Source organism: Frankia sp. CcWB2 (genome assembly GCF_977927585.1).
This window is the reverse complement of sequence record NZ_CDWRCM010000121.1, coordinates 12,783-14,119: the sequence shown is the minus strand read 5'-3', so window position 1 is coordinate 14,119 and position 1,337 is coordinate 12,783. Positions and strand designations below refer to the sequence as shown.

The window sequence follows — 1,337 nt, the reverse complement described above, 5'->3', positions numbered from 1 at the left end:
GGGGCCGCCACGCGCCCGGCCCCAGGGGTCAGCGACCGAAGCGCGCGACGGAGACGGGTTCGCCGCCGGGTGACAAGCCTACGATGTAACAGGCCCGACATGTGACGGATGTGGCGTGCGCCACAGTGGAGGATCTCAGTCCCCCGCAAACCGGCGTAGCCGGTCGACCTGCAGGATCGTGATGGTCTGACCTTCCGAGAGGATCCAGGTCCTCCGCTCGAACTCGCGCAACGCCTGGTTCACCGACTGGCGGGAACCGCCGAGCAGCGAGGCGATCTCGGTCTGCGTGAGGCCGAGTTCGATCATTGGACGCCCCGCCTCCCGCATCCGCAGCAGGAGCAACTTGGCCACGCGTCGCGGCAGATCGAGGAAGACGAGGTCGGCATTCGCTCCGGTGAGGCGTCGCACGTGCGCCACCAGTGCTCGGATGAGCTGCTCGGCGACGGCCGGCCGTTCCCGCACGAGTTCCCAGACCGCGGTGCGGTCGAGAACCAGCGCAGTACTCGGTTCGAGCGCCTCGACGCCGGCGGACCGGGTACCCCCTTCGACGATGTTGAGTTCTCCCAGGGTTTCCCGTGGCCCGACAATGTTCAAAACGTGATCACGGCCGTCATCGGCCTTCGTGAGCACCTTCAACCGCCCGGAGGCGACCACCAGAAGAGTGTCGGCGGTCTCACCTTCCGTGAAGACAACCTGTCCACGCCGGAAACGTCGCGTGACGGCTCGCGTGGCGAGCCGCAACAGGTCCTCCTCCTGCAGTTCCTTCAGCAGCGTGGTCGCTCGGAGCAGGGCGACCGCCTCGTTGTCGTGCATGCGGTGACCGTAGCGCCGTCCGCCTGCCTCATGTTCCCCAGATACCCCGGACGACGGGATCGGATTCGACGGCAGACCGCAAGCATCCCCGGCGTACGACACGGTAGACATCATACCGTAACATGATGGTTACTCCAGCAACGTACCACGTCGCGCATGGAGAGGATTCCGGCTACGCCACCGCCCGAGGTCACGATAAGGTGCCGAAAACCGCCCCGCAGCATCGCGGCAGCCGCCTCGTCCAAGGACCACTCCGGATCCGCGAAGACGACATCGCGGGTGAGATGGTCGCCCGCGATCTCGACATCCGGATCCTGAGCCGCGGCGATCGATCGCAGAACGTCCCGTTCGGTCAGGATCCCGTAGCCCTCACTGTCCGCATCGTGGACGACCGCGGCACCCACCTTGCGCGCCGCCATCAGCCTCGCCGCCTGGCGAAGCGTGTGCCCCGGGCCGATCATGAGAACAAGGGAGCTCATAGCCTCCGAAACCCGCACGACGCCCTCCCGACGCTTGTGCATTCG

The 1,337-nt window shown here is 66.4% G+C and carries 2 protein-coding genes; both read right to left on the bottom strand.

From position 1 onward, the window contains the following. Window positions 1-135: 135 nt before the first annotated feature. Complete coding sequence (locus tag ACY45C_RS13720; protein WP_462187999.1) at window positions 136-813, bottom strand: Crp/Fnr family transcriptional regulator; 678 nt, start codon at window positions 811-813, stop codon at window positions 136-138. Between the two features lie 110 nt (window positions 814-923). Then, complete coding sequence (locus ACY45C_RS13715; RefSeq protein ID WP_462188001.1) at window positions 924-1,310, bottom strand: CBS domain-containing protein; 387 nt, start codon at window positions 1,308-1,310, stop codon at window positions 924-926. Window positions 1,311-1,337 lie beyond the last annotated feature (27 nt).